This window comes from Mesorhizobium sp. 2RAF45, assembly GCF_052115225.1.
Taxonomy (GTDB): Bacteria; Pseudomonadota; Alphaproteobacteria; order Rhizobiales; family Rhizobiaceae; genus Mesorhizobium; species Mesorhizobium jarvisii.
Map to the genome: position 1 here is coordinate 679,943 of NZ_JBFRGG010000001.1, position 18,364 is coordinate 698,306.

Below are 18,364 nucleotides of genomic sequence, written 5' to 3' on the forward strand. Positions count from 1 at the left end.
CTCTACCCGCATCCGCGTGTCGATAAAGAGGCAATTCATCCAGTATTGCGTCATCCCGGTCGATCTGAAACAAATCCGGCAAAAGCGGAGATTTTTCAGATGTCAGGCAAGAACTGGGACCGCGTGCCGATCGACGCGCAGAGCGTCGATGCCCCGCTTTCGCAATCGGCGATTTTTCTTGTCGTCACCGTCGCCGGCGAACAGCTGGCCCTTGCCAAGGTTTGTTCCGTGCTCGGCGAGCTTGACGATCTGGTCAAGACTGTCGGCTTTCGCGGTCTCGGCGGCCGCCTGTCGTGCATTGCCGGCATCGGCCGCGATCTCTGGGACCGCCTCAGCCCAAACCGGCGGCCGCAGGAACTGAAACCGTTCGCGCCGATCAAGGGCGCGGTCCATTCGGCGCCATCGACACCGGGCGACCTTCTCTTCCACATCCGGGCCGAACGATCGGACATGTGCTTCGAGTTCGAGCGTATCCTGCTCGACCGCCTTGGTCCCGATGTGACCGTCGTCGACGAAGTGACGGGCTTTCGTTATTTCGACGCCCGCGACCTGCTCGGCTTCATCGACGGCACCGCCAATCCGACCGGCCTCGACCTGCCGGCCTCGGCGCTGGTCGGCGAAGAGGATGGCGACTTTGCCGGCGGCTCCTATGTCGTTGTCCAGAAATACCTCCACGACATGCAGGCCTGGGCGCGCATTCCGACGCCCGAGCAGGAGGCGATCATCGGCCGCACCAAGATCGACAACATCGAGATCGACGATGACGACGCGCCGCGCAAATCGCACAAATCGCTGGCCACCATCGAGGATGCCGACGGCAACGAATACGACATATTGCGCGACAACATGCCGTTTGGCCGGCCCGGGCTGAATGAGTTCGGCACCTATTTCATCGGCTATTCCAGGTATCTGTGGGTCACCGAAAAGATGCTGCAGCGCATGTATGTCGGCGACCCGCCGGGCGCCTACGACCGGCTGCTCGATGTCTCGACACCGCAGACCGGCACGACGTTCTTCGCGCCGACCCGCCCGATGCTGCAAGCCCTTGTCGAGGGTGTGCAGCAATAGCTTCGCGCAGCACGGTAAAGCGGCTGCCGACAGCCCTTGTCGCTTGGATCAGCGTGCGTCACGCTTGGCCTGCGCCACCTTGCCCGCCTTGCGCTGCCGGCCGAGTTCCGCCGGCCGGACCAGCTTCGGCGCCCGCTCGTTGGTGACGGCCCGCATGCCCTTGTGAGTTGTCCGCGAATTGTGCGCGGGACCGTCCGCCGGCGCATTTTGCTTCATGGCGAGTGCCTTGCGCGCATTCCCGACCAGTGAAACGCGAGCCGCCAGTTGGCGCCGCCTTTCGGCCTCGCCATTCAGCCGCCGCATCGCCATCGCCAGCACCGCCAGCTTGACCTGCGAACCGCTATCGGCCTTTGACGGCGCCGCGCCCTTGGGCGCCCCCTTGCCGCGTATTTCACGGCGGCGGCGATGTGCTTCGGTCTGCGCCGTGTCGCGCCGCTCGCGCAGCAGCTTGACCAGGTCGGAGAGGTCGGCGTCGGAAAGCTCCTGCACCACCGGATGGTGCGACTTCTCCACCAGTTCCTTTTCATCGGCACTCAGCGCGCGCGCTTCTTCCTTGCGTGAAATGGCCATGACAGTTTTCCTCCACTGGCAACGCCTGACTTATCAGACCTGCCTTCGGGGGGAGCCTCGACCCGAATGGTGGCGCGGTCAAGACGAGCGTTTTCGGGAAGCCTTACCCCACAGCCGGCAATATCTTGCCCGGATTCATGATGTTTAGCGGATCCAGCGCCTGCTTGATGGTGCGCATGATGTCGACGCCGTGACCGAGTTCGCTGCGCATGAAGCCGATCTTGCCCTGGCCGATGCCGTGCTCGCCGGTGCAGGTGCCGTCCATGGCGATCGCCCGCAGGTTGAGCCGCGCGACGAATTTCTCCGACAGCGCGATTTCATTGGGGTCGTTCACATCCATCAGCACCAGCACGTGGAAATTGCCGTCGCCGGCATGGCCGACGATCGGCGCGATCAAGTCCATTTCGGCGATGTCGGCCTCGGTCTCGGTGACGCATTCGGCAAAGCGCGAGATCGGCACGCAGACATCGGTCGACAGGCCCTTGGCGCCAGGCCGCAGTGTCAGCGAGGCCCAGTAGGCGTCATGCCGGGCCTTCCACAGTTTGGTGCGTTCCTCGGCGACGCTGGTCCACAGGAACGGCCCGCCGCCATTTTCCTCGGCGATCATGCCGAAGGTTTCGGCCTGTTCGGCCACGCCGGCATCGCTGCCGTGGAACTCGACGAACAGGCACGGGCTCTCGGGATAATCGAGCTTGGAATAATTCTTCATCGCCCGCATCTGCAGCGCGTTGACCAGCTCGATGCGCGCCACCGGGATGCCCATCTGGATCGTGGCGATGACGGCGTTGCAGGCCGCCTCGACACTCGGAAACGGACAGACGCCGCCGGAGATCGCCTGCGGAATGCCTTGCAGCTTCAATGTCAGCGAGGTGATGATGCCGAGCGTACCTTCCGAGCCGACCAGCAGCCGCGTCAGATCGTAGCCGGCCGAGCTCTTTCTCGCCCGCTTGCCGGTCGTCACCGTCTCGCCATCGGCCATGACGGCCGTCAGCGACAGCACGTTCTCGCGCATCGTGCCGTAGCGCACCGCGTTGGTGCCGGACGCCCGCGTCGCCGCCATGCCGCCGAGCGAAGCATTGGCGCCGGGATCGATCGGAAAGAACAGGCCGGTGTCGCGCAGATGCCGGTTCAGATCCTCGCGCGTCACGCCGGGCTCGACCGTGCAATCGAGATCCTGCGGATTGACGGAAAGAATGCGGTTCATGCGCGAGGTGTCGACTGAGATGCCACCGCCGGGCGCATTGGTGTGGCCTTCCAAAGAAGAGCCGACGCCAAAGGCGATTACCGGCACGCGGTGCGCGGCGCAGGCGCGGACGATCTCCTGCACTTCTGCCGTCGTCTCCGGGAAAGCCACGCCATCGGGCGCCTGTGTCGGGATATAGGTGGTGGTATGCGCATGCTGGGAGCGGATAGCCTGGCCGGTCTGAAAGCGCTCGCCCAGCTGTTGCTTGAGGATGCCAAGCACCGCGGCGATGCCTTCCTCGTTGCGTTCGACCGGATTGAGGTCGCTCAGAGCCATGAATTCCTCCGCGAATGGACCAGCGTCCACGCTTGTTATGCAGCTATGGATGCGTAGTCTCCGTAGCCACAATTTGTCCAGCGCCAGAACAAGGAAGTCTCGATGTCCATCCCCGCCCCGTTCGTCTCCAAGCCCATGGACATCGAGAAGGACTGGATCGATTACAATGGCCATCTCAACATGGCCTATTACAACGTGCTGTTCGACCGCTGCTCGGACGAAGCCTTCGAGGCGATGGGCATGGGGCTGGACTATGTGAAACAGCGCCGCCTCACCATCTACACCGCCGAGGTCCATGTCTGCTACGTCCAGGAACTGCATCTGGACCACAAGGTCCAGGTGTCCTTCCAGCTCATCGACCATGACGAGAAGCGGCTGCGGGCCTACCAGGAAATCCGCCATGTCGACGGCTGGCTCGCCGCCACCTCCGAGACGCTGTCGCTGCATGTCGACATGTCGGGGCCGAAGGTCGCGCCCTTCCCCGCCGATGTGATGGCCAAGGTCGAAGCCATGCGCGCCGCCCATTCGGTGCTGCCGATGCCGGAGCGTGCAGGGCGCTCGATCGGCATCAAACGCAAATAGGGCGAGACCGACACCGCTCCGAACAGAGTGACGGGACCTCAAAGCCACACCGGCGAGCCAAAATCACCGAACCCTCAAATCGGCTGGCACCCCGTGCTTGAAGCCGCCCGGCACCCGCATTAACCTTACCGAGGTTTTAACGGGAACAAGCCAATTGAGCCGTTGAACGACTCAGCAGAGCGGTCGAAAACGTCCGCACTGGGTTGTTTTACGGACGGCGGGGCGAAGCCGGTTCGAGGTACGTGCATGAAAACCGACATCAAGGTCGAGGTGGACAGGCTGGCCGCTGATCCGCGCATCACCGACTATGATTTCTGGCGTTCGCTCAAGAACGTCGACAACGAGATATTCCACATCGCCAACAACAACGAGCCGATCCCGTTCGACATGATCCGCTGGCGCAGCATTTTGAAGCGCGCCCGCCTGAAGCGCGGCCACGCATAGCCTGGCGAAACGGCTCGCGAAAACATCAAATCACGCAGTTCACGGCGACCGCTTCACCGCCGCCAGCGGCGAGCGCGCCACCACCGGTGACGACTGGATGATGGCCGTGTTCGTCATCGCATAGGGAATGATCCGGTCGATCACCCGTTCGAGTTCGGCCACCGAGCCGACATGCGCGAGCGCGATGAAGCAATCCTCGCCGGTCACGCGGTCGCATTGCGCGATCTCCGGCGTTTCGCGGATGATCTCGGCCACCACGGACAATTGCCCCGGCACCGGCCGGATACGCAGCCATGCCGACAGCTTCAGGCCCAGCGCGGCGGGGTTGATCTTGACGCAATAGGCCTCGATCACGCCGTTTTCCTGCAGCCGCTTGATGCGCTCGGCGACACTCGGCGCCGACAGGCCGACCGAACGCGCCAACTCCGCCGTACTGGCGCGCGCATCCTTTTCCAGCAGGCGCAGGATCTTCATGTCGGCCGCGTCGAGATCGATATTTTCAGTTCGAAGGCGTTTCACGGATAAGTCCTTGCCTTTGGAAATAGTATTGCGAGAGTGGTCGGCCCGTCCGCCATATAAAGTGGAAAAACTGCCTGCGATACTGATCCGATGGACGATCAGACGCAAGCCCCCGTTTCCCGCCCTGCTCCCGCCTTCGACGGCCTGGCGACAAGGCTGCCGCCGCATGTCTGGTTCGGCGTCAGCGCCGTCTTCCACTATCTCGGCCCGGCCTTCGCCGTGCTGCTTTTCTCGCATGTCGGCGTGCTCGGCATGGCTTGGCTGCGCATCGCCACCGCGGCGCTGATCTTCGCGCCGCTGACGCGCCCCTGGCGAAGCTTCGCCCGCGCCGACCCGCCGACACGCCTGCTGTTGCTGGCCTTCGGCGCTTGCCTGGCGGTGATGAACTGCTCGTTCTACCTGGCCCTCGACCGCTTGCCGATCTCGCTGGTTGCGGCAATCGAATTCGTCGGCACCATCGGCGTCGCGCTGATCGGCCTCAGGAGCGCCCGCAACCTGGTTGCCCTTGCGGTGGCCGTCACCGGCACCTTGCTGTTGATCGACGTCAAATGGTCCAGCGATCCCGTCGGCCTGTTCTGGGCTTTCCTCAACGGCGCGCTCTTCGTTGGCTACATCGTGCTCGGCCACCGTGTCGCCCGTTCCGGCGCCGTCGACGGCATTGCGGGCCTCGGTGCCGCCATGGCGGTGGCCTTCATCGTCGTGCTGCCGATCGGCTTCAGCGACGCGCTGCCGGCTTTCTTCTCGCCGCCACTGCTCATTGCTGCAATCGGCGTCGGCATCTGCTCCTCGGTCATTCCTTATATCTGTGACCAGCTTGCCATGTCGCGATTGCCGCGCTCGAGTTTCGCGCTGATGCTGTCGCTGCTGCCGGTCACCGCGACGCTGATCGGCGTCATCGTGCTGCGCCAGATTCCAAGCCTCGGCGATTACCTGGGGATCGCACTAGTCGTCGCCGGCGTTGCCTTCCACAAGCCTCCATCCAGCGACTAGACGCCGGGAAAACCGTTTATCTTCAATTGCTTGCACAAGTGCCGAGTCGGTTCCAGATCTCATCTGACTGCGACAAGACGTCTGGAATTGAACCAAATCCGCCTTCGAGCCGTTGACCCCCACGAAAACGGCTTGGAGTGACACAATGGACTGGAAACGGACCAGGGAGCCTGCCGACGCTTGGCACATGACGGACGACCTTCATGTCGAGCATGGCAAGGGCGACCCGTTCGCGGCGGCCATCCGCGCCACCCGCATGTCGATGATCATCACCGATCCCCGGCGGCCCGACAACCCGATCGTCTTTGCCAATGACGCGTTCTTGCGGCTGACCGGCTATGAACGCCACGAGGTGCTGGGCAAGAACTGCCGCTTCCTGCAGGGGCCGAAGACCGACAAGGAAGCTGTCGGACAGATCCGCACCGCAATCGAGGACAAAGCCGATGTCAGCGTCGACATACTGAACTATCGCAAGGACGGTTCAACCTTTTGGAACGCGCTCTACATCAGCCCTGTCTCTAACGACAAAGGCGAGGTGCAGTTCTTTTTCGCCTCGCAACTCGATGTCTCGGACCGCAAGCGCTCGGAGCATCGCATCACCGCCGACAAGGACCGCTTCGAGAAAGCGGTGAAGGAACGCACCGCGGAACTGGAAGCAGCACTGGAGGCGCAGACCACCTTGCTGCACGAGGTCGATCATCGGGTGAAAAACAATCTGCAGATGATCTCTTCCCTGATTATCATGCAGCGCCGCACCATAAAGGATGAGGCGACCAGGCATTCGCTGACCACCATGCTGGAGCGCATCGAAGCACTCAGCACCGTGCATCGCCGGCTCTACCAGTCGAAGGATGTCAGCCGGTTCGACGTCTCGGATTTCGCCAAGGACCTGGTGACGGATCTGCTAACGGCCTCGGGGCGCTCAGGGATCAAGCCGAAACTCGAGCTCGACCCAATCGTGATTTCAGCCGAGAAGGCGACGCCTGTCGCCTTGATGGTCAATGAACTCGTCACCAATGCCTTGAAGCACGCTTTCAAGGAGGGACCGGACGGGACCACGGCGGGGCGCATCGGCATCAAGATGAGCCAGCCCGACGGCCACTTCAACATCGAGGTGTCCGACGATGGCGTCGGCATGGCCGAGGCCAATGGCGACGCCTCGTTCGGCATGCGCCTGATCAAATCGCTCGCCCGCCAATTGCACGCCGACATCGAATGGCGTGACGCCAGGCCCGGCACCAAGGTCGTGATTTCGATGCCAAACGAACCGCAGCAAGAAGGACTCTCTCATGACTGAACCGCTCAAGGTCCTGATCGTCGAGGATGAAGCGCTGTTGGCGATGGAACTGGAAAGCCTCGTCGAGGAGGCTGGCCATAGCGTCGTCGGCTGGGCGACGTCTTCGGCGGAAGCAAGAAGCATGGTCGAGTCCACGGATGCCGACATCGCCTTTGTCGACATTCACCTTACCGACGGCCCGACCGGCGTCGACGTGGCCCACTATATCGGCGAGAAGAAACGTTCGATGGTGGTGTTCATGACCGCCAATCCGAAACGCATCCCCGATCATTTCGCCGGTGCGATCGGCGTCATCGCCAAGCCCTATACGATGAACGGTCTGACGTCGGCATTGCGGTACTTGCAGGAAGGCGTGCGCCGCCCGCCGCCGGTCTCCACGCGGCCGGCCGGCTTCACCCTGTCGCCGGCCTTCGAAGCGGTCTGGGCGCCCGCCGCCTAAGCCAGTTTCTCCTTCAGGAAGGCGATCGTCCTACCCCAGGCAAGTTCGGCCGCCTTCTTGTCGTAGCGCGCCGCCGACGTATCATTGTTGAAGGCATGGTTGGCGCCTTCATAGACATAGACCGTGTATTCGACATGCGCGGCATCGAGCGCCTTCTTGAAGGCATCGATGCCGGCATTGGTGCGATCGTCCAGGCCGGCATAGTGCAGCAGCAACGCGGCCTTGATCTTCGACGCGTCGGCGGCATTCGGCTGCATGCCGTAATAGGCGACGCTGGCGGCGAGGTCGGGCGCGTTGACGGCCAGCATGTTGGCCGTGCCGCCGCCCCAGCAGAAGCCGATGGCGCCGACCTTGCCGTTGCCATCCTTGTCGGCCTTGAGGAAGGCGACTGTCGCCACGGCGTTGGCGACAGTCTGCGCCGGATCGAGTTTGGTGAACATGTCGCGCGCCTTGTCCTCGTCATCAGGCGTGCCGCCAAGCGGCGACAGGAAATCCGGCGCCAGCGCCACGAACCCCTCCAGCGCCACGCGCCGGGCGACGTCGCGTATATGCGGGTTGAGCCCCCGGTTTTCGTGGATGACGATGACGGTGCCGAGCTTACCCGTCTGGTTCGCCGGCTTGACCAGATAGCCCTTCATCTCGCCGCCGCTGCCGGGATAGGTGATGTCCTCGCCTTTCACGCGGGCATCGTTTTCGGCGACGATCGCCGCCTGGGCGGAATTCGCCGCCAGCATCGGCGCGATCGCCGCCGCCGCGGCACCCGATCCGGCAAGCCTGGTCAGCTGTTCCATGAAGCGGCGGCGATCGAGCGTCAGATGCGTGTATTCGTCATAGGCATCGATCATCGCCTGGGTGATGTCAGGTTTGTCAGCGATGGTGGATCTGGTCACGGGGGCGCTCCTCGACTTTGATGTCCTTGCGTTCGCAAGATAGGGGCGAGCCTCACATCGTCCAGTCACGGCTCGGTGACGCTTCCGTTCCCTGGCAAGCTGCGGCAACCATCATCACAATTTTGTCATCGGCGACGAATCTTGATGGCACTGCCACAATGGTGGGGGAAACTGACTATCCGGCCGCCCCATGGCGCGGTCACGGCCCCGAAGGGTCCGATCTGAAAGGAAATGCCGATGACCGTGCCTTCGCCGATCCTGGCAACCGCCTTCATGCTTGCCACAGCCGCCATTCTGGCGATGCGCGCAACCATTGTGGCGGCGAACCGCAAGTCCATGGTCAAGGTCCGCAGCCGCCAGCGCCATCCGGCAAACACGAAAACCCAGGGTTGAGGTGAAGTCATGGACGTACAGGATATCGTGAACACCGTCTCGCAGAAGGCCGGCCTTGACCAGGCAACGACCGAAAAAGTCGTCGGCACCATTTTCTCGGTGCTCGAGCACGAGGCCGAAGGCACCAGCGCCTCATCCTTCTTCGCCAAGATTCCAGGCGCCGATGCATTGGCGCAGAAATATGACGTCATGGCCGCCGCTCCGGCCGGCGGCGGTGGCGGCTTCCTGTCCTCGCTGCAAGGCGCGCTTGGCGGCGTTCTCGGCGAAAAGGCAGGCGCGCTGGTCAACGGCCTCGCCGCGCTGAAGGCATCCGGGCTCGACATAGCGCAGATCCAGAAGGCCGGCGCCACGCTGGTCCAGCAGGCCGAAGCCGCGGCCGGCCCCGATCTGACCAACCAGGTGCTCGGCTCGGTGCCTGGCCTCAAGAGCCATCTCGGGCTCGGCTAGCGCCAAGACCGCTTTTGGTTAGCGCGACACAGCTATTTCGGCAGCGCGTACGCCATCACATAATCCCCCGGCTTGGTGCCGACCGAGCCGTGGCCGCCGGCAACGATGACCACGAACTGGCGCCCGTCGGCGACCGTGTAGGTCATTGGCGTCGATTGCCCGCCTGCCGGCAATCGGGCCCGCCAGAGCTGCTTGCCTGACGTCAGGTCATAGGCGCGCAGATAGTCGTCGACCGCCGCGCCCAGGAAGGCGACGCCGCCGGCGGTGATCATCGGCCCGCCAATGCCGGGCACGCCGACCTTCAGCGGCAACGGCAGCGGCGTCATGTCGTAGACGGTGCCGTTGCGGTGCTTGTAGTTGATCGTGCCCGTCCTGAGGTCGACGCCTGCGACATAGCCCCACGGCGGCGCCTGGCAAGGGATGCCCAGCGGCGACAGGAACGGCCCCATCACCACCGCATAGGGCGCGCCCTCATTGCGGTTCAGCCCCTGTTCGCTGCCCTTGGTGCTGTCACCCGGCGGCGGCACGTCGGCGCGGGGAATGAGTCTCGACGTAAACGCCAGGTAGGTCGGCATGCCGAACATCACCTGCCGCACCGGATCGACCGCCACCCCGCCCCAGTTGAAGACGCCGAAATTGCCGGGATAGACCAGCGATCCCTGCAGCGAGGGCGGCGTGTAGCGGCCTTCATAGCGCAATTTGTGGAAGGCGATGCGGCAGGCCAGCTGGTCGAACATGGTGATGCCCCACATATCGGCATCGGTCAGCGGCTTCGGGTTGAAGGAGAGATCGGAGGAAGGCTGCGTCGGCGACGTGTGGTCCCCCTCGATGGCGCCGCCGGGCGCCGGCACTTCCTTGACCGCGATCACCGGTTCGCCGGTGCGCCGGTCGAGCACATAGAGGTCGCCCTGCTTGGTCGGCCCGACCAGCGCCGGCACGACGGAACCGTCGGCCTTGGTGATGTCGATCAGGCTCGGCTGCGCCGGAACGTCCATGTCCCAGAGATCGTGGTGCACAGTCTGCCGCACCCATTTCAACTGCCCGGTGTTGAGGTCGAGCGCGGTGATCGAGGAGGAGAATTTCTCGACATTGGCGCTGCGTCCGGCGCCAAGCTGGTCCGGCGTCTGGTTGCCGAGCGGCACGTAGAGCAGGCCGAGCTTTTCGTCGGCGCTCGGCGTCGACCACATGTTGGGCGAGTTGGCGGTGTAGGTCTGGCCGGCCGGCAGCGGCGTCGTCTGGTCCGGATTGCCGGAATCCCAGTTCCAGATCAGTTTGCCGGTGCCCGCATCATAGGCGCGGATGACGCCGGACGGCTCCTGCGTCGAATAATTGTCGTTGACCGCGCCGCCGACGATGATCTTGCCGTCTGATATCAGCGGCGCCGAGGTCGAGTAGTAATAGCCCGACTTCGGGTATGGCATGCCGGTCAGCAGGTTGAGCGTGCCGCCCTCGGCGAAGGCAGGACAGACCTGCCCGCTGGCGGCATCGAGCGCGATCAGCCGCGCATCCGAGGTCGGCAGGTAGACGCGGGCAGCACAAGGCTGGCCGGCGGCGCCGGTGGCATCGGCATAGTAGGACACGCCGCGGCAGGTCTGGTGCTGGCGGTCCTTATCGAGCTTGATCTTGGGATCGTAGCGCCATTTTTCCTTGCCGGTCGCGGCATCCACCGCGATGGCGAAATTGTGCGGCGTGCAGATGTAGAGCGTGTCGCCGATCTTGAGTGGCGTCACCTGATAGGTGGTCTCGCCGATGTCGTCAGGCCCCTTCACGTCGCCGGTGCGGTAGGTCCAGGCCGGCTGCAGATTGGCGACATTGTCCGGCGTGATCTGGTCAAGCGGCGAATAGCGCTGGCCGAACTGCGTGCGCCCATAGAAGTGCCATTCGCCCGCGGGCACTTCATTGCCAAGATTGGCATTGGGAATCACCTTGTCGGTATCGAGCGCACCGGCAATATCTTTGGGGTCCGTCGTCATCGAATAGCCGGCCACAGCCAGCGATGCCAGCACGGCCAGGATCAGCGGCGCGCGCCCGTCAGGCCCGGCAAGGCCTCGCCTTGCCCAAGGCGTCAGCAGCCACAGCGCCACCAGCACGATGATGCCGCCGCGCGGGCCGAGTTCCCACCAGTCGAAGCCGATTTCCCAGACCGCCCAGGCCAGCGTGCCGATCACGATCGCCGCATAGAGCCACAGTGCCGTGGACCGGCGCCGGTAGAGCAGCCAGGCGGCAATCAGGAAGGCGAGACCGACGACGATGTAGTACCAACTGCCCCCCAGCGAAGCCAGCCGGATGCCACCGCCACCAAGCGCCAGACCGAGGAGAAAGAGAACGAGAGAGGTGATGGTGACAGCCAAGATGATACTCCTTCGACTGTTGCGCGCTCGCGCGGCCACGGGCAACCCGGTGCACCGCTCCTGCCCTGCGCACAGCTTTCTCCCGCCTGCCCCGCCTGTCAAGCTGCCCACACGCCAAGGTGGCAATCCATCTTGCCTACGTCAGGGTTTTCCCGCAGTCTCCATGGATCATCTTTCCCGTGGAGCAAGCAACATGCCGTCACTCGTTTCGCCACTGACGCGCATGGCGCTTGTGCTCTACTGCCTCGTCCCGGTCTTTGCTGGCACTGTGGCCGCGCAGGCGCAGACAATCAGCGAGATCAACAAGGCGAACGGCTTTCATGAGATACTGATGGGCATTGGCCCGGGTTTCACCGCGGCCGTGAAATCGGCGCCGGGAACGCCGCCGCAAAAGGTCCAGGACGCCCTTGCCGCCGCCATGGAAGGTGCCTTTGACCCCGAGAAGATGGAAGCGGCCATCGAAGCCCGGATGGCGGACAAGCTCAGCGCCAGGGGCTTGTCCGAACTGGCCTCGTTTTATGCGTCACCCCTGGGCAAACAGGTCACCGCGCTCGAGATCCAGGCTTCGTCGCCGCAAGCAAGGGAGGCCAAGAAGATCGAGGGCGCCAAAATCCTCGGCGAGCTTCCATCCAGGGATCCGGCCAGGCTCGCTCTGTACAGGAAGATGATGGACGATATCAGCGCCGTCGACACCGGCGAAGCCGTCGCCTTGAACATGGGCTACGCCATGCTTTCCGAAATGCTGGGCGCGGCCGGAAAGCCCCTGCCCGACGACCAGGTCATGGCCCTGCTGCGCAAGCAAACCGAAGGGCTTCGCCGTGACATCGACAACGATGCCATGGAATCTGCAGCCTATATCTACCGGGATATGTCCATGGCCGACCTGAAGCTCTATGATGCCTTCCTGGCCTCACCCGCCGGCAGCCGCTACTACGACCAGATGCAGGTCGCGCTGGGCGCGGTGATGACGGACGAGGCACGCTCCTTCGGCCATCGATTTTTCGTCGCCCTCGGTTACCGCAAGGCGTGAACCGCGATATCCGGCATTTTACCCGGAACAAAACGTAGACAGTTCTGGTCTTTCCCTGCCGAATCACTACATTCGGGGGAAGATGTCCGGCTTTTCCGAAGACATGCCCTTTTTCGACGAACCCAATGCGCGGCCGACGGCCCCGTCGGGCATTGCCGCGCGCGCCATGGCTGCCCGCAGCGGCCAGAACAGTGCACCTGACTATCTGAAGGGCCTCAATCCCGAACAGCGGCTGGCGGTGGAGACCACCGAAGGCCCGGTTCTGGTGCTGGCCGGCGCCGGCACCGGCAAGACGCGTGTGCTCACCACCCGCATCGCCCACATCCTTGCCACCGGCAAGGCCTTCCCGTCGCAGATCCTGGCCGTGACCTTCACCAACAAGGCCGCGCGCGAGATGAAGCAGCGCATCGGCATCCTGATCGGTGAAGGCAATGTCGAGGGCATGCCCTGGCTCGGCACCTTCCACTCGATCGGCGTGAAGCTGTTGCGCCGTCATGCCGAGCTTGCAGGCTTGCGTTCCGACTTCACCATCCTCGACACCGACGACGTCGTGCGGCTGATCAAGCAGCTGATCCAGGCCGAGGGCCTCGACGACAAGCGCTGGCCGGCCAAGCAGTTCGCCCAGATGATCGATGGCTGGAAGAACAAGGGGCAAGGTCCGGCCGATATCGCAGAGGGCGACGCGCGCAGCTTCGCCAACGGCAAGGGCCGCGAACTCTACAAGGCCTATCAGGAGCGGTTGCAGACGCTGAACGCCTGCGACTTCGGCGACCTGCTCTGCCACCCCATCCGCATCTTCCGCGCCAATCCGGACGTGCTGAAGGACTATCACCGGCGCTTCAAATACATCCTCGTCGACGAGTACCAGGACACCAACACCGCCCAGTACATGTGGCTGCGCCTGCTGGCGCAGCGGCCGGACGCCGGGCGTGCGGCAACGTCGACGGATTTGCGATCGGCCGAAGGCCGCAAGCCCGACCTGGCGTCGGCCGGCCAGGCCGCCCCCGCGGAGGCCAGCGAGCGAAGCTCGCATGCGGCCGTGAGCGAAAACAAAGTCAATATTTGCTGCGTCGGCGACGACGACCAGTCCATCTATGGCTGGCGCGGCGCCGAGGTCGACAACATCCTGCGCTTCGACAAGGATTTCCCGGGCGCCACCATCATCAGGCTGGAGCGCAACTACCGCTCGACCGCGCACATCCTTGGCGCGGCCTCCCACCTCATCGCCCACAATGAGGGCCGTTTCGGCAAGACGCTGTTCACCGACCGCAACGACCCCGAGGACGGCAAGGTCAATGTCCACGCCGCCTGGGATTCCGAGGAAGAAGCCCGCGCCATCGGCGAGACCATCGAGGCCTATCAGCGCCAGAAGCACAATCTCAACGACATGGCTATCCTGGTGCGCGCGTCCTTCCAGATGCGCGCCTTCGAGGACCGCTTCATCACGCTCGGGCTCAACTACCGCGTCATCGGCGGTCCGCGCTTCTATGAGCGCATGGAAATTCGCGACGCGCTGGCCTTCTTCCGCGTCGTTGCCAACAGCGGCGACGACCTCGCCTTCGAGCGCATCGTCAACGTGCCGAAGCGCGGCCTGGGCGAAGCCACCATCCGTCAGATCCACGACACGGCGCGCGCCCTGCGCATCCCGATGCTGGAGGCCGCCGGCAATCTCGCCGAGAGCGACGAGCTGAAGCCGAAACCACGCGCCGCGTTGCGTGAAGTGGCCGCCAATTTCGAGCGCTGGCAGAAGGCGCTGGAAACCAAGCCGCACACCGAGCTCGCCGAGACCATTCTCGAGGAGAGCGGCTACACCGACATGTGGAAGAACGACCGCTCGGCCGAAGCGCCGGGCCGGCTGGAGAACCTCAAGGAACTGATCCGCTCGATGGAGGAGTACGAGTCGCTGCGCTCCTTCCTCGAGCATGTCGCGCTGGTCATGGATGCCGAGCAGAATGCCGGGCAGGACGCCGTCTCCATCATGACGCTGCATTCTGCCAAAGGCCTCGAATTCGAGACGGTCTTCCTACCCGGCTGGGAGGAAGGCCTGTTCCCGCACCAGCGCGCGCTCGATGAGGGCGGCCGCTCCGGGCTGGAGGAAGAGCGCCGGCTGGCCTATGTCGGTCTCACCCGGGCCAAGAAGAACCTGCATATCTGGTTCGTCTCCAACCGCCTGATCCATGGGCTCTGGCAATCGACCATCCCGTCGCGCTTCCTCGAGGAACTGCCGGAATCCCATGTCGAGATCGCCGAAAGCGGCAATTCCTATGGCGGCTACGGCAACCCCTATGGCGGCGGCTCCTTCGCCTCCGGCCGTGGCGGCCGCCAGAACCCGTATGGCGCCTCGCGCTTCGACAGTGTCGGCGCCAACACCGAAAAATCCGGCGCCTTCTCCAACACCTATTCGACGCCTGGCTGGCAGCGCGCGCAGGCCAACCGCACCGAAGCGACCGACCGCAACTGGGGCACGCGCTCCGGCCACCAGGTTGAGCGCATCGGCTATGGCGAGACCGACTCGGGCTACGGCGCCGGCCGCACCAGCGTAAAGGGCCGCACCATCGACGGCGAGCTGGTCGCCAAATCCGTCGCCGACAAGCCGTCGCCTTTCAGCGTCGGCGACCGCGTCTTCCACCAGAAATTCGGCAACGGCAACATCTCGGCCATCGAGGGCAACAAGCTGACCATCGACTTCGACAAGGCCGGCCAGAAACGCGTGCTGGACGGGTTCGTCGCGGCGGTGTGAGCTGCGCTCCCGAGCAGCTCTCGGCGCCGTTCCAAAAACGGCAGTGCCTTCCTCACCGATACCGTGCCTGGTTCCACTTGTGCCCGAGCAGCGACAGGATGATGATCAGCCCGTTGAAGAACTGCACGTAGAAGCCGCTCAATCCCGCCGCCACGACGCCGGTCTGGATGAACGACACGGTGACCGCGCCGATGGCGCCGCCGACGACCGTGCCAATGCCGCCCCAGGTCGGGGTGCCGCCGACGAACACCGAGGCCAGTACCGGCAGGAGATAGCCGTCGCCGGCGGTCGGCCACCAGGTGAAGTTGATCATCACCGAGAACGTGCCGGCGATCGCGGCGCCGATGCCGACGAAGACGAACACTTTCACCCGCACGCGCTTGACGTCGATGCCCATCTGCTGGGCGCTGTCGGGATTGTCGCCGACCACCCTCACCTGTGCGCCGAAGCGATGCCTGTTGTAGAGCATCGCCGACAGCACGACGAAGGCGATCGCCCAGAAGATCTGCACCGGAACGCCCAGGATCTGGCTGGAGAAGATCCTGTAGGCCCAGCTGCCGCTGAGGCTGGTCAGCGACATCGATTTGCCCTCGTTGATGATCTGGATCAGGCCGCGCAGCAGGAAATTCATGCCGAGCGTGGCGATTAGCGACGACAGCCCGCCATAGACGACCAGCGAGCCGACGAGGAAGCCGAGCAGCATGCCGGTGACGAGTGCCGCCGCAATGCCGAGGAACGGATCGTAGCCGGCCTGCACCACCAGGGCGAAGACCCAGGAGGCAAAGCCCATCGTCGCCGGAAACGACAGGTCGATCTCGCCGCAGGTGACGACGAAAACCAGCGGCACCACCACGAACAGCGCCACGGGCAGCGTCGTCAGCACCGAGCTGTAGAGATACCAGGTGGTGAACACGGTCGGGTTGGCGACCATGAACACCGCCATCATGACGATGAACACGGCGAGCGTGCCGAGCGAGGCGCGGTTGTCGAGGACGAAGCCGCGCAGCCAGTGATCGGACGGATGTTTCCACTCTTGGCGGGCGGACCCGGCATGAGCGCGCAGAGGGCTTTCGAGATCGGGTTCCATGGTCTTGCTCATCGCGCTTGCTGCTCCGCTTCGCCGGCCTCGCGCAATCCGGGCAATCCGCCGGGATGTGCGACGTCCTCCATGAAATTGATCAACTCTTCCGCCGATTTGACCGCGCTGCGGTCGGCGGTCAGCGCCACCTTGCCGCGATCGAGCACCACGAAGCGGTCGGCGATGTCGAAGACATGGTGGATGTTGTGGCCGATGAACAGGATCGAGCGTCCGCTCGCCCGCACCTGGCGCACGAAGTGGAACACCTTGGCGGTCTCGGTCAGCGACAGCGCCGTCGTTGGCTCGTCGAGGATGATCAGCTCGGCCTGCTTGTAGATGGCTCGCGCGATCGCCACGCCCTGGCGTTCGCCGCCCGACAGCTGGCCGACGATCGAGTGCGGCGTGAACACTTTCGAGGTGAAGCCGATCTCGCGCATCAGCCGGCTCGCCTCCTCGATCTCCTTGTTGACTTTCAGCCAGCCCATGAAGCCGGTCAGTTCGCGGCCCATGAAGATGTTGCGCACGATGGTCTGCTGCACGGCCAGCGCCCGGTCCTGGAATACCGTCTCGATGCCGGCGTCGCGCGAGCGTGCCGCGCTCCAGCCGTTCACCGGCTTGTCGCGCACGAGGATGTCGCCGCTGGTCGGCCTGACCACGCCGGACAGGATCTTGATCAGCGTCGACTTGCCGGCGCCATTGTCGCCGATGAGGCCGACCACCTCGCCACGGTCAACGCTGAGATTGACGCCGCCCAGCGCATAGACCTGACCGTAGGATTTCGTGATATCGCGCAGTTCGATGATGCGTTCGGCCATCGGATCCTCGCTTTCATTGTAACATGCCGGCCCTTTGCCGGCGGTCCTGCCGGCCGGGTCCAACCCGACCGGCAGCCTTGGGAGGTCAGCGCAACGCCTGCTTGGCGAGCTCTGAGACGATCTCATAGTTCTGCGGCGTGACGAAGCCGGCACCGGTGTCGACATTCATCGGCGCCAGACCCAGCACCACTTGCTGGCAGAGGCTGAGGATCGGCAGATAGCCCTGCATGAATGGCTGCTGGTCGGCTGTCAGCTGCACCCAGCCACCCTTGAAGCCCTCGACGATCTGCGGGCTGGTGTCGAAGCCGAAATTGAAGATGTCGCCGGGCTTCCGACCCGCGGCCTGCATGTAGGTCGGCACATTGCCGAGCATCTGGCCGCCGGGATAGCCGACCGCCTTGACACCCGGATTGTTGAGCAACGCCGCGGTGATCACCGGGATGGCGAGGTTCGGATCGGCGGCCCACTCGGTTGCGGAATTGATTTGCACGACATCGACGCCGGCCTCTTTCAGGGCGGCGACCGTCCCACGCTCGCGTGCGCCCCGGCTCTCATTGTCGAATGGCCCGATCATGATCGCCTTGTCACCGGATTTCAGCCCGGCCAGCTTGAACGCCTCGGCGCCGAGCGCGCGGCCCTGCTGCTCCTGCTGCGCGCCGACATAGCCGCCGCCGAACGCCGCCGTCACCTTCGGCACCGGCACGTTCTGGTACATCATCTTGATGCCGTCCTTATGCGCCTGCTCCGCCAGCGGCATGATCGCGTCTTCGCCTGGATGGCCCATCATGGCGATGCCGTTGGGCTTGACCGCGACCGCCTCGCGCAATTGCTGCACCATCTTTTCGACGTCCCAGCCGGAGAAGATGTAGTCGACTTTCGGGCCGAGGTCGGCCGCCGCCTGCTTGGCGCCATTGTAGACGATGGTGCCGAAAGCGTCGCCCTCGGCGCCGCCTACGAAGAAGCGGATATGGACATCTTTGCACCACTGGGCGTCGAGCGCCCGTGCCGGCAAGGTCGAGATTGCGGCGCAAAGCGCCGTGGCGGCGGCCACGACGGTCGTGCGCAGAAGTGTCGTTCTGATCGCGATGCTCATGCACTTGTCCTCCCATTGTTTCCCTCGTCAGCCGAGGGGCTCTTGACGATTGCTTCGCCACTTACGAACCGGCTCCTCCGCCGGCCAATCCTCTCACCA

18 protein-coding genes are annotated in these 18,364 nt (G+C 64.0%); 10 read left to right on the forward strand and 8 right to left on the reverse strand.

Annotation, left to right across the window (positions count from 1 at the left end):
* Positions 1-99: 99 nt before the first annotated feature.
* Positions 100-1,068 carry a Dyp-type peroxidase gene (locus AB4Z43_RS03370; protein WP_441935904.1) on the forward strand — a complete coding sequence of 323 codons (969 nt, stop codon included), beginning with the start codon at positions 100-102 and terminating at the stop codon, positions 1,066-1,068.
* A gap of 48 nt (positions 1,069-1,116) precedes the next feature.
* On the opposite strand, the gene AB4Z43_RS03375 is transcribed toward AB4Z43_RS03370, so the two are convergent.
* Entirely contained in the window at positions 1,117-1,638 is a 522-nt protein-coding gene (locus AB4Z43_RS03375) for a hypothetical protein (protein ID WP_441935906.1), read from the reverse strand.
* A gap of 103 nt (positions 1,639-1,741) precedes the next feature.
* Entirely contained in the window at positions 1,742-3,157 is a 1,416-nt protein-coding gene (locus AB4Z43_RS03380) for an FAD-binding oxidoreductase (protein WP_441935907.1), read from the reverse strand.
* A gap of 102 nt (positions 3,158-3,259) precedes the next feature.
* Between AB4Z43_RS03380 and AB4Z43_RS03385 the strand changes: the two genes are divergently transcribed.
* Positions 3,260-3,739 carry a thioesterase family protein gene (locus tag AB4Z43_RS03385; RefSeq protein ID WP_069092468.1) on the forward strand — a complete coding sequence of 160 codons (480 nt, stop codon included), beginning with the start codon at positions 3,260-3,262 and terminating at the stop codon, positions 3,737-3,739.
* Positions 3,740-3,985: 246 nt separating this feature from the next.
* Positions 3,986-4,183 carry a hypothetical protein gene (locus tag AB4Z43_RS03390; protein ID WP_013894716.1) on the forward strand — a complete coding sequence of 66 codons (198 nt, stop codon included), beginning with the start codon at positions 3,986-3,988 and terminating at the stop codon, positions 4,181-4,183.
* A gap of 39 nt (positions 4,184-4,222) precedes the next feature.
* On the opposite strand, the gene AB4Z43_RS03395 is transcribed toward AB4Z43_RS03390, so the two are convergent.
* Positions 4,223-4,702: an Lrp/AsnC family transcriptional regulator gene (locus tag AB4Z43_RS03395; RefSeq protein ID WP_069092469.1), complete on the reverse strand. Its 480-nt coding sequence runs from the start codon at positions 4,700-4,702 to the stop codon at positions 4,223-4,225.
* Positions 4,703-4,792: 90 nt separating this feature from the next.
* On the opposite strand from AB4Z43_RS03395, the gene AB4Z43_RS03400 reads away from it, so the two are divergent.
* The 3 genes from AB4Z43_RS03400 (at position 4,793) to AB4Z43_RS03410 (ending at position 7,428) form a co-directional block, all read left to right on the forward strand.
* The gene (locus AB4Z43_RS03400) at positions 4,793-5,692 is read left to right on the forward strand and encodes an EamA family transporter (protein WP_441935909.1); all 900 of its coding nucleotides are present in this window, start codon (positions 4,793-4,795) and stop codon (positions 5,690-5,692) included.
* 145 nt (positions 5,693-5,837) lie between these two features.
* Entirely contained in the window at positions 5,838-6,989 is a 1,152-nt protein-coding gene (locus tag AB4Z43_RS03405) for a histidine kinase dimerization/phosphoacceptor domain -containing protein (RefSeq protein WP_441935911.1), read from the forward strand.
* The gene (locus tag AB4Z43_RS03410) at positions 6,982-7,428 is read left to right on the forward strand and encodes a response regulator (RefSeq protein WP_019859047.1); all 447 of its coding nucleotides are present in this window, start codon (positions 6,982-6,984) and stop codon (positions 7,426-7,428) included. Before AB4Z43_RS03405 ends, AB4Z43_RS03410 begins: the two co-directional genes overlap by 8 nt.
* Here AB4Z43_RS03410 and AB4Z43_RS03415 read toward each other — a convergent pair.
* Positions 7,425-8,273 (reverse strand): dienelactone hydrolase family protein, encoded by an 849-nt coding sequence (locus AB4Z43_RS03415; protein ID WP_441936157.1) that lies wholly within the window; start codon positions 8,271-8,273, stop codon positions 7,425-7,427. The genes AB4Z43_RS03410 and AB4Z43_RS03415 overlap by 4 nt on opposite strands.
* Before the next feature lie 282 nt (positions 8,274-8,555).
* Here AB4Z43_RS03415 and AB4Z43_RS03420 point away from each other — a divergent pair, with 282 nt between their 5' ends.
* Positions 8,556-8,711, forward strand: a complete 156-nt coding sequence (locus AB4Z43_RS03420) for a hypothetical protein (protein WP_019859049.1) — start codon at positions 8,556-8,558, stop codon at positions 8,709-8,711.
* Positions 8,712-8,720: 9 nt separating this feature from the next.
* Positions 8,721-9,158: a hypothetical protein gene (locus AB4Z43_RS03425; RefSeq protein WP_038647688.1), complete on the forward strand. Its 438-nt coding sequence runs from the start codon at positions 8,721-8,723 to the stop codon at positions 9,156-9,158.
* 32 nt (positions 9,159-9,190) lie between these two features.
* Here AB4Z43_RS03425 and AB4Z43_RS03430 read toward each other — a convergent pair whose 3' ends face one another.
* Positions 9,191-11,509, reverse strand: coding sequence for a glucose/quinate/shikimate family membrane-bound PQQ-dependent dehydrogenase (locus AB4Z43_RS03430; protein WP_441935914.1), 2,319 nt, complete (start codon positions 11,507-11,509; stop codon positions 9,191-9,193).
* Here AB4Z43_RS03430 and AB4Z43_RS03435 point away from each other — a divergent pair.
* Positions 11,496-12,539: a DUF2059 domain-containing protein gene (locus tag AB4Z43_RS03435; RefSeq protein WP_441935916.1), complete on the forward strand. Its 1,044-nt coding sequence runs from the start codon at positions 11,496-11,498 to the stop codon at positions 12,537-12,539. The genes AB4Z43_RS03430 and AB4Z43_RS03435 overlap by 14 nt on opposite strands.
* 82 nt (positions 12,540-12,621) lie before the next feature.
* Positions 12,622-15,279 (forward strand): ATP-dependent helicase, encoded by a 2,658-nt coding sequence (locus AB4Z43_RS03440; protein ID WP_441935918.1) that lies wholly within the window; start codon positions 12,622-12,624, stop codon positions 15,277-15,279.
* 52 nt (positions 15,280-15,331) lie between these two features.
* On the opposite strand, the gene AB4Z43_RS03445 is transcribed toward AB4Z43_RS03440, so the two are convergent.
* From AB4Z43_RS03445 to AB4Z43_RS03455, 3 genes are all read right to left on the reverse strand, one after another.
* On the reverse strand, positions 15,332-16,378 hold the full coding sequence (locus AB4Z43_RS03445) for an ABC transporter permease (RefSeq protein WP_019859054.1): 1,047 nt from the start codon (positions 16,376-16,378) through the stop codon (positions 15,332-15,334).
* Positions 16,375-17,172, reverse strand: coding sequence for an ATP-binding cassette domain-containing protein (locus tag AB4Z43_RS03450; protein ID WP_027047015.1), 798 nt, complete (start codon positions 17,170-17,172; stop codon positions 16,375-16,377). Before AB4Z43_RS03450 ends, AB4Z43_RS03445 begins: the two co-directional genes overlap by 4 nt.
* 85 nt (positions 17,173-17,257) lie before the next feature.
* Positions 17,258-18,265 carry a substrate-binding domain-containing protein gene (locus AB4Z43_RS03455; RefSeq protein WP_019859056.1) on the reverse strand — a complete coding sequence of 336 codons (1,008 nt, stop codon included), beginning with the start codon at positions 18,263-18,265 and terminating at the stop codon, positions 17,258-17,260.
* Positions 18,266-18,364 lie beyond the last annotated feature (99 nt).

What these genes read in the sequence shown, in the direction of transcription:
- AB4Z43_RS03410 (WP_019859047.1), top strand. Translation starts at nt 6,982, where the DNA reads ATGACTGAACCGCTCAAGGTCCTGATCGTCGAGGATGAAGCGCTGTTG.
- AB4Z43_RS03415 (WP_441936157.1), bottom strand. Translation starts at nt 8,273, where the DNA reads ATGATCGATGCCTATGACGAATACACGCATCTGACGCTCGATCGCCGC.
- AB4Z43_RS03450 (WP_027047015.1), bottom strand. Translation starts at nt 17,172, where the DNA reads ATGGCCGAACGCATCATCGAACTGCGCGATATCACGAAATCCTACGGT.
- AB4Z43_RS03425 (WP_038647688.1), top strand. Translation starts at nt 8,721, where the DNA reads ATGGACGTACAGGATATCGTGAACACCGTCTCGCAGAAGGCCGGCCTT.
- AB4Z43_RS03445 (WP_019859054.1), bottom strand. Translation starts at nt 16,378, where the DNA reads ATGAGCAAGACCATGGAACCCGATCTCGAAAGCCCTCTGCGCGCTCAT.
- AB4Z43_RS03435 (WP_441935916.1), top strand. Translation starts at nt 11,496, where the DNA reads ATGGTGACAGCCAAGATGATACTCCTTCGACTGTTGCGCGCTCGCGCG.
- AB4Z43_RS03420 (WP_019859049.1), top strand. Translation starts at nt 8,556, where the DNA reads ATGACCGTGCCTTCGCCGATCCTGGCAACCGCCTTCATGCTTGCCACA.
- AB4Z43_RS03400 (WP_441935909.1), top strand. Translation starts at nt 4,793, where the DNA reads ATGGACGATCAGACGCAAGCCCCCGTTTCCCGCCCTGCTCCCGCCTTC.
- AB4Z43_RS03390 (WP_013894716.1), top strand. Translation starts at nt 3,986, where the DNA reads ATGAAAACCGACATCAAGGTCGAGGTGGACAGGCTGGCCGCTGATCCG.
- AB4Z43_RS03375 (WP_441935906.1), bottom strand. Translation starts at nt 1,638, where the DNA reads ATGGCCATTTCACGCAAGGAAGAAGCGCGCGCGCTGAGTGCCGATGAA.
- AB4Z43_RS03370 (WP_441935904.1), top strand. Translation starts at nt 100, where the DNA reads ATGTCAGGCAAGAACTGGGACCGCGTGCCGATCGACGCGCAGAGCGTC.
- AB4Z43_RS03385 (WP_069092468.1), top strand. Translation starts at nt 3,260, where the DNA reads ATGTCCATCCCCGCCCCGTTCGTCTCCAAGCCCATGGACATCGAGAAG.
- AB4Z43_RS03380 (WP_441935907.1), bottom strand. Translation starts at nt 3,157, where the DNA reads ATGGCTCTGAGCGACCTCAATCCGGTCGAACGCAACGAGGAAGGCATC.
- AB4Z43_RS03405 (WP_441935911.1), top strand. Translation starts at nt 5,838, where the DNA reads ATGGACTGGAAACGGACCAGGGAGCCTGCCGACGCTTGGCACATGACG.
- AB4Z43_RS03440 (WP_441935918.1), top strand. Translation starts at nt 12,622, where the DNA reads ATGTCCGGCTTTTCCGAAGACATGCCCTTTTTCGACGAACCCAATGCG.
- AB4Z43_RS03455 (WP_019859056.1), bottom strand. Translation starts at nt 18,265, where the DNA reads ATGAGCATCGCGATCAGAACGACACTTCTGCGCACGACCGTCGTGGCC.